The sequence below is a fragment of the Pseudomonas arabinosi genome (genome assembly GCF_047758675.1).
Classification (GTDB): Bacteria; Pseudomonadota; Gammaproteobacteria; order Pseudomonadales; family Pseudomonadaceae; genus Aquipseudomonas; species Aquipseudomonas arabinosi.
Genome location: NZ_CP180480.1, coordinates 6,840,327 through 6,853,514, shown reverse-complemented (window position 1 = coordinate 6,853,514; position 13,188 = coordinate 6,840,327). Strand labels below are relative to the sequence as shown.

Below are 13,188 nucleotides of genomic sequence, written 5' to 3'. Positions count from 1 at the left end.
GCATATGCTTGTATGTACAAGTAAAGACGTATGCGTATGAGTCGATCGAGACTCCTCGCAACGTCCACTGATTCAGGTTTGGATTGATCGCTGAGGAGTCTCTTTCGTGACTGACAATAAAATGACCAAGTTTCGTGACGTTGAAATCCGCGCTGCCCGCGGTAACAAGCTGACCGCCAAGAGCTGGCTGACTGAAGCGCCGCTGCGCATGCTGATGAACAACCTCGACCCGGAAGTCGCCGAGAACCCTAAAGAACTGGTGGTTTACGGTGGTATCGGTCGTGCGGCGCGTAACTGGGAATGCTACGACAAGATCGTCGAAAGCCTGACCAACCTGAATGACGACGAGACCCTGCTGGTGCAATCCGGCAAGCCGGTCGGCGTGTTCAAGACCCACACCAATGCACCGCGCGTGCTGATCGCCAACTCCAACCTGGTGCCACACTGGGCGAGCTGGGAACACTTCAACGAACTCGACGCCAAAGGCCTGGCCATGTACGGCCAGATGACTGCCGGCAGCTGGATCTACATCGGCAGCCAGGGCATCGTTCAAGGCACCTACGAAACCTTCGTCGAAGCCGGTCGCCAACACTACAACGATGACCTGAAAGGTCGTTGGGTCCTGACCGCAGGCCTCGGCGGTATGGGCGGCGCTCAACCTCTGGCCGCGACCCTGGCCGGCGCTTGCTCGCTGAACATCGAATGCCAGCAGGTCAGCATCGATTTCCGCCTGAACAGCCGTTATGTCGATGAGCAAGCCACCGACCTCGACGACGCACTGGCGCGTATCGCCAAATACACCAAGGAAGGCAAAGCGATTTCCATCGCCCTGCTCGGCAACGCAGCTGAAATTCTTCCAGAACTGGTCAAGCGCGGCGTGCGCCCGGACATGGTCACCGACCAGACCAGCGCCCACGATCCGCTCAACGGTTACCTGCCAGCCGGCTGGACCTGGGAAGAGTACCGCGCTCGCGCCAAGACCGAGCCAGCCGCTGTGGTCAAAGCCGCCAAGCAATCGATGGCTGTGCACGTTAAAGCGATGTTGGACTTCCAGAAAATGGGCATTCCGACCTTCGACTACGGCAACAACATCCGTCAGATGGCCCAGGAAGAAGGCGTCGAGAACGCATTCGACTTCCCGGGTTTCGTACCCGCTTACATCCGTCCGCTGTTCTGCCGCGGTATCGGCCCGTTCCGTTGGGCTGCTCTGTCGGGCGATCCGCAAGACATCTACAAAACCGACGCCAAAGTAAAAGAACTGATCCCGGACGACGCCCACCTGCACAACTGGCTGGACATGGCGCGCGAGCGCATCAGCTTCCAGGGTCTGCCGGCACGTATCTGCTGGGTTGGCTTGGGCCTGCGCGCCAAGCTTGGCCTGGCGTTCAACGAAATGGTTCGCAGCGGTGAATTGTCTGCGCCAATCGTGATCGGTCGTGACCACTTGGACTCCGGTTCGGTCGCCAGCCCGAACCGCGAAACCGAATCCATGCAGGACGGTTCCGATGCCGTGTCCGACTGGCCACTGCTCAACGCTCTGCTCAACACCGCGAGCGGCGCGACCTGGGTTTCCCTGCACCACGGCGGCGGCGTCGGCATGGGCTTCTCCCAGCACTCGGGCATGGTGATTGTCTGCGACGGTACTGACGAAGCGGCCGAGCGTATCGCTCGTGTCCTGCACAACGACCCGGCTACCGGTGTCATGCGTCACGCCGATGCGGGTTACCAGATCGCGATCGACTGCGCCAAGGAACAGGGTCTGAACCTGCCGATGATTACCGGCAAGTAATGCTTGCCCTGTAGGAGCTGCCGAAGGCTGCGATCTTTTGGCGTCGTCACTGACGCCGGAGATCAAGATCAAAAGATCGCAGCCTCGTTTCACTCGACAGCTCCTACACAGCTCCTACAGAGAAACAACCAACACCGAATAACAATCCACAGAGGTTGAATCATGGCTGTTAACAGCGATCGTGCAGGCAACAAACCGTTGATCGAGAAACGTTCGATCGACTACATCCCGGAAGCGGAAAGACACGGTCGTCTGTTGAGCCAGTTCACCCTATGGATGGGTGCCAACCTGCAAATCACCGCGATTGTCACCGGGGCCCTGGCCGTGGTGCTGGGCGGTGACGTGTTCTGGTCGTTGATCGGTCTGTTGATCGGTCAACTGCTCGGCGGTGGCGTAATGGCGCTGCATGCGGCGCAAGGGCCCAAGCTTGGCCTGCCGCAGATGATCTCCAGCCGGGTGCAGTTCGGCGTGTATGGCGCGGCCATTCCGATCGTGCTGGTCTGTCTGATGTACCTCGGTTTCACCGCTACGGGCACCGTCCTTTCCGGCCAGGCGCTGGGCCAGTTGTTTGGCGTCAGCGACAGCGTCGGTATCCTTATCTTCGCCAGTGTCATCGTGCTGGTGACGGTGCTCGGTTATCGGGTGATCCATTGGATCGGCCGTGTTGCCAGTGTCATTGGCGTGATTGCTTTTGTTTACCTGTTCAGTCGCCTGATGAGCCAAACGGACGTGGGCGCACTCCTGCAAATCCGCCACTTCAGCTGGACCAGCTTTCTGCTCGCGGTGTCGCTCGCGGCGTCTTGGCAGATCGCCTTCGGCCCCTACGTGGCTGACTATTCACGCTACCTGCCGAGCAAGACTTCCTCGGTGAAGACCTTCTTCGCCGCAGGCGCGGGTTCGGTCATTGGCGCACAGGTGGCGATGATCCTCGGCGTGCTTGCCGCCGCCTCGGCCAACGGGCAGTTCGCCGGCCACGAAGTGGCCTACATTGTGGGTCTGGGCGGTACCGGTGCCACCGCTGCGCTGCTGTACTTCAGCATCGCGTTCGGCAAGGTCACCATCTCCACGCTGAACTCCTACGGCAGCTTCATGTGCATTGCGACCGTCATCAGTGGTTTCCGTGGTGACCTGAAAGTAACGCGCTTGCAGCGTCTGGTCTTCGTGCTGGTCATCGTCGGCACTGCGACCCTGATCGCGTTGCTCGGTCAGCACTCGTTCCTCGGTGCGTTCAAGTCCTTCATCCTGTTTTTGCTGGCGTTCTTTACGCCATGGAGCGCGATCAACCTGGTGGACTACTACTGCATCACTCGCGAGCGCTATGACGTGCCGGCGCTGGCCGATCCGAACGGTCGCTACGGCCGCTGGAACCCCCTCGGCATCAGCGTCTATGTCTTCGGTGTGCTGGTGCAACTGCCGTTCATTTCCACCAAGTTTTATACCGGTCCGCTGGTGGACGCTCTGGGTGGTGTGGATATTTCCTGGATCATCGGTCTGGTGCTTCCAGCAGCCCTGTATTACGTGTGCGCAAAAAAATGGCACAGCGCAGTACCCGATCACCTGATCCTGCCAGTCGAGCAGGACAGCGATGCAGCACCTATAACAAGCGGGGCCAGTCGCGCTGCGGCGCGGGCCTGATTGGACGTGGACAGGGCTGGATGCCTCTTGACTGCCGTAAGCCAACTCATGATTAGGAGCGTCACAACAATGAAATCGAACAAGACCCTGCTGACCACATTGCTTTCCATGGGCCTGCTGGCCAGCGCCGGCGTCACTCAGGCGGCGGGTTGGTGCGAGTCGGGCAAACCGGTGAAATTTGCCGGCCTGAACTGGGAAAGCGCCATGCTGCTGACCGACGTGCTGCAAGTCGTGTTGGAGAAAGGCTACGACTGCAAGACCGACAGCCTGCCGGGCAACTCCATCACCATGGAAAACGCCCTGAGCAGCAACGATATTCAAATCTTCGCCGAAGAGTGGGTGGGTCGTAGCGAAGTCTGGAACAAGGCCGAGAAGGCCGGCAAGGTTGTCGGTATCGGCGCTCCGGTCGTGGGTGCTGTCGAAGGCTGGTACGTCCCGCGTTATGTGATCGAAGGCGACGCCAAGCGCAAGCTGGAGCCTAAAGCTCCGGACCTGAAAGCGATCGCTGATCTGGGTAAATACGCTGCAGTGTTCAAGGATCAGGAAGAGCCATCCAAGGGCCGTTTCTATAACTGCCCGGCCGGCTGGACCTGTGAGCTGGACAACAGCGAAATGCTGAAAAGCTACGGCCTGGAAAGCACCTACACCAACTTCCGTCCGGGCACCGGTCCGGCACTGGATGCCGCGGTGTTGTCGAGCTACAAGCGTGGCGAGCCGATCCTGTTCTACTACTGGTCGCCAACCCCGCTGATGGGTCAGGTCGACCTGGTCAAACTCGAAGAGAAACCAGGCGTGAACAAGGAAGTGACCATCAAGGTCGGCGTGTCCAAGACCTTCCACGAGCAAGCCCCGGAACTGGTGGCTGTGCTGGAGAAGGTCAACCTGCCAATCGACCTGCTTAACCAGAACCTCGGGCGTATGGCCAAAGAGCGGATCGAGTCACCAAAACTGGCGAAAATCTTCCTCAAGGAACATCCTGAAGTCTGGCACGCATGGGTGAGCGAAGACGCAGCCAAAAAGATCGACGCGGCCTTGTAGGTTGAGCCTCTCCGACTGCCCAGAGCGGCAGTCGGGTGCTTGATCGCAACCCCTTGATTGAGAGTCTCTTATGTTTCCCGAAAGCTTTACCTTTTCCATCGCCGACTGGGTCAACAGTTGGGTCGATTCGCTGGTTACCAACTACGGCGATGTGTTCCGGCAGATCTCTGACACGCTGCTGTGGGCCATCGTCAACCTTGAAGGCCTGCTGCGTGCGGCACCCTGGTGGTTGATGCTCGCCATCGTCGCGGGCGTTGCCTGGCACGCGACCCGCAAGGTCGTGACCACGGCCGTGATTGTCGGCTTGTTGTTCCTGGTGGGTGCGGTCGGCCTCTGGGACAAGCTGATGCAAACCCTGGCGCTGATGATGGTGGCGACCATCATTTCGGTGCTGATCGGCATTCCACTGGGCATTCTCTCGGCACGCAGCAATCGTCTGCGTTCGATCTTGATGCCGCTGCTGGACATCATGCAGACCATGCCGAGTTTCGTGTACCTGATCCCGGTGCTGATGCTGTTCGGCCTGGGCAAAGTCCCGGCGATTTTCGCCACCGTGATCTACGCCGCACCACCGCTGATCCGCCTGACTGATCTGGGCATTCGCCAGGTCGACGGCGAAGTGATGGAAGCGATCAACGCCTTCGGTGCCAACCGCTGGCAGCAACTGTTTGGCGTGCAACTTCCGCTGGCCCTGCCGAGCATCATGGCCGGGATCAACCAGACCACCATGATGGCCCTGTCGATGGTAGTGATTGCCTCGATGATCGGTGCCCGTGGCTTGGGCGAAGACGTGTTGGTGGGGATTCAGACCCTCAACGTCGGACGTGGTCTTGAGGCGGGTCTGGCGATCGTGATTCTGGCAGTGGTTATCGACCGTATTACTCAGGCGTATGGTCGGGCACGGCATGAGGTGAGCAAATGAACAACGAAGCCATCAGCAAGATCGAAGTCAAAAACGTCTTCAAGATTTTCGGCAACCGTTCCAAGGATGCGCTGGCCATGATTGGTCAGGGCAAAACCAAGGATCAGGTGCTGTCCGAAACCGGCTGCGTGGTCGGCGTGAACGACTTGTCCCTGAGCATCGGCACCGGCGAGATCTTCGTGATCATGGGCCTGTCGGGTTCCGGCAAATCGACGCTGGTGCGCCACTTCAACCGCCTGATCGACCCGACCAGCGGCGCGATCCTGGTGGACGGCGTGGACATCCTGCAATACGACATGGAAGCCCTGCGAGAATTTCGCCGGCACAAGATCAGCATGGTGTTCCAGAGCTTCGGCCTGCTGCCGCACAAGACCGTGGTGGATAACGTCGCCTACGGTCTGAAAGTGCGCGGCGAGAGCAAGCAAATGTGCTCCGAGCGCGCGCTGCACTGGATCAACACCGTGGGCCTCAAGGGCTACGAAAACAAATACCCGCATCAGCTCTCGGGCGGCATGCGTCAGCGTGTGGGCCTGGCTCGCGCCTTGGCCGCAGACACCGACATCATCCTGATGGACGAAGCCTTCAGTGCCCTCGACCCGTTGATTCGCGCCGAGATGCAGGACCAGTTGCTGGAACTGCAAAAGACCCTGCACAAGACCATCGTCTTCATCACCCACGACCTCGACGAGGCCGTGCGCATCGGCAACCGCATTGCGATCCTCAAGGATGGCCGCCTGATTCAGGTCGGCACGCCAAGAGAGATCCTGCATTCGCCGGCGGATGAGTATGTGGATCGGTTCGTACAGCGTCGGGCGGCGGTGGTTTGAGAGATTTGCAGTGATCGAGCCGGCCTCTTCGCGAGCAAGCCCGCTCCCACATTGGAATGCGTACCCCTGTGGGAGCGGGCTTGCTCGCGAAGGCGTCAGTGAAGCTGCATCAATATTCAAGTTGTACGCACGAGGTTAATGATGTCCCAGGCTGAAAAAATCGTTATCGCCGACGCCCCGTTGCGTTGGCAGGATGTGGTCGCCGTAGCCCGCCATGGCGCACAACTTGAGCTGTCGCCACAGGTCTGGGCGCGGATCGAAAATGCCCAGGCGATCGTCCAGCGCATCGTCGTCAGCGGCGAACGCGCCTATGGCGTCAACACCGGCCTCGGCGCGCTGTGCAATGTTTCGCTCAAAGACGAGCAACTCAGCCAGTTGTCGCGCAACACCCTGCTCAGTCACGCCTGTGGCGTTGGCGCACCACTGGCCGATGAACAGACCCGCGCAATCATCTGCGCCGCCATTCGCAACTACAGCCATGGCAAATCCGGTATTCATCGCCGGGTCGTCGAGGGTCTTCTGGCGCTGCTCAACCGCGGCATCACCCCGCAAGTGCCGTCCCAGGGTTCGGTGGGTTACCTGACCCACATGGCCCACATCAGCATTGCGCTGCTGGGGGTCGGCAATGTCAGCTATCGCGGGCAGATCGTTTCCGCGCAGCAAGCCCTGGCCGAAGAAGGTCTGCAGCCGGTTCAGCTGGGCGCCAAAGATGGCCTGTGCCTGGTCAACGGCACGCCGTGCATGTCCGGCCTCAGCTGCCTGGCAATCGCCGACGCCACGCGTCTGCTGCAATGGGCCGACGTGATCGGTGCCATGAGCTTCGAGGCCCAGCGCGGTCAGATTGCCGCGTTCGATGCCGAGATCATCGCGCTCAAACCGCATCCAGGCATGCAGCAAGTCGGCATCAACCTGCGTGCGTTGCTCGATGGCAGTGAAGTGATCGCCAGCAGCAAAGGCATTCGTACCCAGGATGCGCTGAGCATCCGCTCGATCCCGCAAGTCCACGGCGCCGCTCGCGATCAGCTTGAGCACGCGAAAAAGCAGATCGAAACCGAATTCAACTCGGTCACCGACAACCCGATGCTGCTGGGTACGCCGGACGACTTCCGGGTGGTGTCCCAGGCCAATCCGCACGGTCAGTCAGTGGCGTTGGCGGCGGATTTGCTGGCCATCGCCATGGCCGAAATCGGTTCCATCGCCGAACGTCGTCTGGACCGCCTGATCAACCCGCACGTCAGCGGTTTGCCGGCATTCCTGGTGGCCAATCCGGGGGTGAACTCCGGGATGATGATCGTCCAGTACGTCGCCGCGTCGCTGTGTGCGGAAAACCGTCAGTTGGCGCAACCGGCGGTACTCGACAACTACGTCACCTCGGGCCTGCAGGAAGACCACCTGAGCCTGGGCACCAACGCCGCGCTGAAGCTGCATCGTGCCCTGGAAAACTGCACGCAGATCCTCGCCATCGAGTACCTGCTGGCGTCTCAGGCGTTTGAATTCTTGAAAGAGCAACGCTTCGGCGCCGGCACCGATGCCGCCTGGCGTCTGCTGCGCGAGCGGGTCCCGGCCTACGACCAGGACCGCTGGCTGGCACCGGACATCGCCAGTGCCGCTGCCGTTTTGAAAGACCCGATTTCGCTGCACAAAGTGTTACCGAACCTGAACTGATTTCCACCACACCAGCGTGCCAAGGCGCGGCTCCCCAGAAGGCGAGACGCGACGGACAACGGAAATCTCCGGAGCGTCTGGTTAGTTAATAAAAACTCTCAAAAGGAGAATGATGTGACTGCGCTTAATTTGATTCCCGGCCAACTGAGCCTTGCCCAACTGCGTGATGTTTATCAGCAACCGGTCAAAATCACCCTCGACAACAGTGCCTCGGCCCAGATTGAAGCCAGCGTTGCCTGCGTGGAACAGATCCTCGTCGAGAACCGCACCGCTTATGGCATCAACACCGGTTTCGGCCTGCTGGCTTCGACCCGTATCGCCAGCGAAGACCTGGAAAACCTGCAGCGCTCGCTGGTGCTGTCCCACGCCGCCGGTGTTGGCGAACCGATCAGCGACGCGCTGGTTCGACTGGTCATGGTGCTTAAGGTCAACAGCCTGAGCCGTGGTTTCTCCGGCATTCGTCGTAAGGTCATCGACGCGCTGATCGCCCTGATCAACGCCGAGGTTTACCCGCACATTCCATTGAAAGGTTCGGTGGGTGCATCCGGCGACCTGGCGCCTTTGGCCCACATGTCGCTGGTGCTGCTGGGCGAAGGTAAAGCTCGCTACAAAGGCGAGTGGATGGAAGCAACCGAAGCGCTGAAAGTCGCCGGTCTGACCCCGCTGACCCTGGCCGCGAAGGAAGGTCTGGCGCTGCTCAACGGCACTCAGGTGTCCACCGCTTACGCTCTACGTGGTCTGTTCGAAGGCGAAGACCTGTTCGCTGGCGCTGTGGCGCTGGGCGCACTGACCGTTGAAGCCGTGCTGGGCTCGCGTTCGCCGTTCGACGCGCGTATCCACGCCGCTCGTGGCCAGAAAGGCCAGATCGACGCCGCTGCCGCTTACCGCGATCTGCTGGGCGAGCGCAGCGAAGTGTCCGACTCGCACCAGAACTGCGAAAAGGTCCAGGACCCTTACTCCCTGCGCTGCCAGCCGCAAGTCATGGGCGCCTGCCTGACCCAGTTCCGTCAGGCCGCCGAAGTGCTCGCCATCGAGGCCAACGCCGTTTCGGACAACCCGCTGGTATTCGCCGCTGAAGGTGACGTGATCTCCGGCGGTAACTTCCACGCCGAACCGGTTGCCATGGCCGCCGACAACATGGCGTTGGCCATCGCTGAAATCGGTTCCCTGAGCGAACGTCGCATCTCGCTGATGATGGACAAGCACATGTCGCAACTGCCGCCGTTCCTGGTGGCCAATGGCGGCGTGAACTCCGGCTTCATGATTGCCCAAGTGACCGCTGCGGCACTGGCCAGCGAGAACAAGGCGCTGTCCCATCCGCATTCGGTGGACAGCCTGCCGACTTCGGCGAACCAGGAAGATCACGTTTCCATGGCGCCGGCTGCCGGCAAGCGCCTGTGGGAAATGGCCGAAAACACTCGCGGCGTTCTCGCGGTGGAATGGTTGGCTGCGGTCCAGGGTCTGGATCTGCGCGATGGTCTGAAGACTTCTTCGAAGCTGGAAGAGGCTCGCGGGATTCTGCGTGCGCAAGTGCCTTTCTATGAGAAGGATCGTTTCTTTGCGCCGGACATCAACGCGGCGAGCGAGTTGTTGGCGTCCCGTTGCCTGAACGCGCTGGTACCGGCGAAGTTGCTGCCTAGCCTGTAACGGCCTCTTCGCGAGCAAGCCCGCTCCCACATTGGATTGCGCTGAACCTGTGGGAGCGACGGTGCGACGATTCGACTTGCTCGCGATTCGATTTTGCGTCGAATAAGAATAAATAAGGACGAGCAATGCAGCAGTCAGAAAAAGGTTTGAAACGCGGGCTCTCTGCCCGACATATTCGCTTCATGGCGCTGGGGTCGGCAATCGGCACCGGGCTGTTTTACGGTTCTGCCTCGGCCATTCAAATGGCCGGGCCCGCGGTCCTGCTCGCTTACCTGATCGGTGGCGCAGCGGTGTTCATGGTCATGCGCGCCCTCGGTGAGATGGCGGTGCACAACCCGGTGGCGGGCTCTTTCGGTCACTATGCCAGCACTTATCTTGGGCCGATGGCGGGCTTCATCCTCGGTTGGACCTACGCGTTTGAGATGGTCATCGTCGGTATGGCCGACGTCACCGCATTCGGTATTTACATGGGCTTCTGGTTTCCGGAAGTCGCCCGCTGGATCTGGGTACTGGGCATCGTTTCGGTGGTCGGCGGCTTGAACCTGTGCAACGTCAAAGTCTTCGGTGAAATGGAGTTCTGGCTGTCGCTGCTCAAGGTCGCGGCCATCGTCGCGATGATCCTCGGAGGCTTCGGCATCATGCTGTTCGGCATCAGCACGGCGCCTGGCGCCCAGGCGACCGACATCAGCAATCTCTGGAGCCATGGCGGCTTCATGCCCAATGGCGTGGGCGGCCTGATCGCTTCGTTTGCGGTGGTGATGTTTGCGTTCGGCGGCATTGAAATCATCGGCGTGACCGCCGGCGAAGCCAAAGACCCGCAGCGCGTACTGCCCCGGGCGATCAATGCCGTACCGTTGCGTATCCTGCTGTTCTACGTGCTGACGATGTTCGTACTGATGTCGATCTTTCCATGGCAGCAGATCGGCAGCCAAGGCAGCCCATTCGTGCAGATTTTCGACAACCTGGGAATCAGCTCGGCGGCGACCATTCTCAATATCGTGGTGATCTCGGCAGCGGTGTCGGCGATCAACAGTGACATCTTCGGCGCTGGCCGCATGATGTACGGTCTGGCCCAGCAAGGGCATGCGCCCAAGGGCTTCGCCCGCTTGTCGCGCAATGGCGTGCCATGGATGACCGTGGTGGTAATGAGTGTCGCGTTGCTGTTGGGCGTGTTGCTGAACTACCTGATTCCGGAAAACGTATTTTTGTTGATCGCCTCCATCGCGACCTTTGCGACGGTATGGGTCTGGTTGATGATTCTGTTCACTCAAGTGGCCATGCGTCGTTCCATGAGCGCCGAGCAGGTCGCCGAACTGAAATTCCCGGTGCCGTTCTGGCCCTATGCGCCAATGGCGGCGATTGCCTTCATGCTGTTCATCTTTGGCGTGCTGGGCTATTTCCCGGACACCCAGGCGGCTCTGATCGTCGGCGTGGTCTGGATTGTATTGCTGGTGCTGGCCTACCTGACGTGGGTGAAACCGGCGGCAGGCAAGGCAGTACCGGTGGAGCGTGAACCTTCTTTTTCTCATCGATAACCTAACGGAGGCCACGGATGAAAACTCTCTGGCAACACTGCCACGTCGCAACCATGGCGCAAGGCGCCTACTCGATCATCGAGGATGCGGCCATCGTGACGTCAGGAGCGCACATTGAGTGGATCGGCCCACGCGCTGAACTGCCGTCGGGCGAGTACCCGGCAGTCAATGATCTTAACGGGGCCTGGGTGACGCCGGGCCTGATCGACTGCCACACCCACACGGTGTTCGGCGGTAACCGCAGCGGTGAATTCGAACAGCGTCTGCAAGGCGTCAGCTATGCAGAAATCGCAGCGGCCGGGGGTGGCATCGCCAGCACCGTGCGCGCCACTCGCGCGGCCACTGAAGATGAACTGTTCGCCAGCGCCGCCAAGCGTCTGAAGAGCCTGATGCGCGACGGCGTGACCACGGTCGAAATGAAATCCGGCTACGGCCTGGACCTGGCCAGCGAACGCAAGATCCTGCGGGTCATCCGCCGTCTCGGCGCCGAGCTCCCGGTCAGCGTGCGCAGCACCTGCCTGGCCGCTCACGCCTTGCCGCCGGAATACGCGGACCGTGCCGACGACTACATCGATCACATCTGCGCCGAGATGCTCCCGGCCCTGGCCGCCGAAGGGCTGGTGGATGCGGTGGACGCGTTCTGTGAATACCTGGCGTTTTCGCCGGCGCAGGTCGAGCGGGTGTTCATCACCGCGCAGACACTCGGCTTGCCGGTGAAGCTGCACGCCGAACAATTGTCGTCGTTGCATGGTTCGAGTCTGGCGGCGCGTTACCACGCACTGTCGGCCGACCACCTGGAATTCATGACCGAAGACGACGCCATCGCCATGGCGGAATCTGGCACCGTCGCGGTGTTGCTGCCCGGCGCCTTTTACTTCCTGCGGGAAACCCAGTTGCCGCCGATGGAGGCTTTGCGCAAACACGGCGTGAAAATCGCCATCGCCACCGACCTCAACCCAGGCACCTCACCGGCGCTGTCGTTGCGTTTGATGCTGAACATGGCATGCACCTGTTTCCGCATGACCCCGGAAGAAGCCTTGGCGGGTGCAACGATTCATGCCGCCACCGCGCTGGGCATCGCTGAAACCCACGGTTCGCTGGAAGTCGGCAAGTGTGCAGATTTCGTCGCCTGGCAAATCGATCGTCCGGCCGACCTGTCGTACTGGCTGGGCGGTGACCTGGAAAAACGCGTCGTGCGTCACGGCGTTGAAGTGAGCATTTAGGAGAACAGTTGTGGATAAGGTTCTGAACTTCAAACAAGGCCGCGTGCCGCTGCTGATCAGCATGCCCCACGCCGGCCTGCGCCTGACCCCGACGGTCGAAGCCGGGTTGATCCCCGACGCGAAAAGCCTGCCGGACACTGACTGGCATATCCCGCAGCTTTACGAGTTTGCGGCCGAGCTGGGCGCCAGCACCTTGGCCGCCGAGTACTCGCGTTTCGTCATCGACCTGAATCGACCGTCTGACGACAAACCTATGTATGTCGGTGCGACCACCGGTCTGTACCCGGCGACGCTGTTCGACGGCATTCCGTTGTTCCGCGAAGGGCATGAGCCATCGGCCGCAGAACGCGCGACCTATCTGGAGCAGATCTGGACGCCGTATCACAGCACCTTGCAGAACGAGCTGGCGCGACTGAAGGCTGAGTTCGGCTACGCGCTGCTGTTCGATGCGCACTCGATCCGCTCGGTGATCCCGCACCTGTTCGACGGCAAGCTGCCGGACTTCAACCTCGGCACCTTCAACGGCGCCAGTTGCGATCCACAGTTGGCCACTCAGCTGGAAGCCATCTGCGCGCGGCACGGCGATTACAGCCATGTGCTGAACGGTCGCTTCAAGGGCGGCCACATCACCCGGCATTACGGCAATCCGACCGAGAACATCCATGCGGTGCAACTGGAGTTGGGCCAGTGCACGTACATGGAAGAGTTCGAGCCGTTCCGCTATCGCCCGGACCTGGCGGCTCCGACGCAGGTGGTGCTCAAGGAATTGCTGCAAGGGCTGCTGGCCTGGGGCGAGAAACACTACGGCGCATAAGATCAAAAGATCGTCCGAACGCGGCCCGAACCTTCGGCAGCTCCTACATTGGCCGTGTGAAAACCCGATCCTGTAGGAGCTGCCGAAGGCTGC

General features: G+C 60.5%; 10 protein-coding genes. All 10 read left to right on the top strand.

Features of this window, described 5'->3' with window-relative positions:
• The first annotated feature begins 121 nt into the window (after positions 1–121).
• The 10 genes from hutU to hutG all read left to right on the top strand — a co-directional run bounded on the left by hutU (position 122) and on the right by hutG (position 13,095).
• Positions 122–1,789 carry a urocanate hydratase gene (hutU, locus tag ACMXYJ_RS31700; protein WP_415760835.1) on the top strand — a complete coding sequence of 556 codons (1,668 nt, stop codon included), beginning with the start codon at positions 122–124 and terminating at the stop codon, positions 1,787–1,789.
• 162 nt (positions 1,790–1,951) lie between these two features.
• Complete coding sequence (locus tag ACMXYJ_RS31695) at positions 1,952–3,424, top strand: purine-cytosine permease family protein (protein ID WP_415758290.1); 1,473 nt, start codon at positions 1,952–1,954, stop codon at positions 3,422–3,424.
• Positions 3,425–3,493: 69 nt separating this feature from the next.
• The gene (locus tag ACMXYJ_RS31690) at positions 3,494–4,462 is read left to right on the top strand and encodes an ABC transporter substrate-binding protein (protein WP_415758289.1); all 969 of its coding nucleotides are present in this window, start codon (positions 3,494–3,496) and stop codon (positions 4,460–4,462) included.
• 70 nt (positions 4,463–4,532) lie between these two features.
• Entirely contained in the window at positions 4,533–5,384 is an 852-nt protein-coding gene (locus ACMXYJ_RS31685; protein WP_415758288.1) for an ABC transporter permease, read from the top strand.
• Positions 5,381–6,211, top strand: coding sequence for a quaternary amine ABC transporter ATP-binding protein (locus tag ACMXYJ_RS31680; protein ID WP_415758287.1), 831 nt, complete (start codon positions 5,381–5,383; stop codon positions 6,209–6,211). The genes ACMXYJ_RS31685 and ACMXYJ_RS31680 overlap by 4 nt, the downstream gene beginning before the upstream one ends.
• 141 nt (positions 6,212–6,352) lie before the next feature.
• Positions 6,353–7,876 (top strand): histidine ammonia-lyase, encoded by a 1,524-nt coding sequence (hutH, locus tag ACMXYJ_RS31675; protein WP_415758286.1) that lies wholly within the window; start codon positions 6,353–6,355, stop codon positions 7,874–7,876.
• A gap of 114 nt (positions 7,877–7,990) precedes the next feature.
• Positions 7,991–9,523 carry a histidine ammonia-lyase gene (gene hutH, locus ACMXYJ_RS31670; protein WP_415758285.1) on the top strand — a complete coding sequence of 511 codons (1,533 nt, stop codon included), beginning with the start codon at positions 7,991–7,993 and terminating at the stop codon, positions 9,521–9,523.
• Between the two features lie 125 nt (positions 9,524–9,648).
• Positions 9,649–11,058, top strand: a complete 1,410-nt coding sequence (locus ACMXYJ_RS31665; protein WP_415758284.1) for an amino acid permease — start codon at positions 9,649–9,651, stop codon at positions 11,056–11,058.
• 17 nt (positions 11,059–11,075) lie between these two features.
• Positions 11,076–12,281 carry an imidazolonepropionase gene (gene hutI, locus ACMXYJ_RS31660; protein WP_415758283.1) on the top strand — a complete coding sequence of 402 codons (1,206 nt, stop codon included), beginning with the start codon at positions 11,076–11,078 and terminating at the stop codon, positions 12,279–12,281.
• Between the two features lie 10 nt (positions 12,282–12,291).
• Complete coding sequence (hutG, locus tag ACMXYJ_RS31655) at positions 12,292–13,095, top strand: N-formylglutamate deformylase (protein WP_415758282.1); 804 nt, start codon at positions 12,292–12,294, stop codon at positions 13,093–13,095.
• Positions 13,096–13,188: the final 93 nt, after the last annotated feature.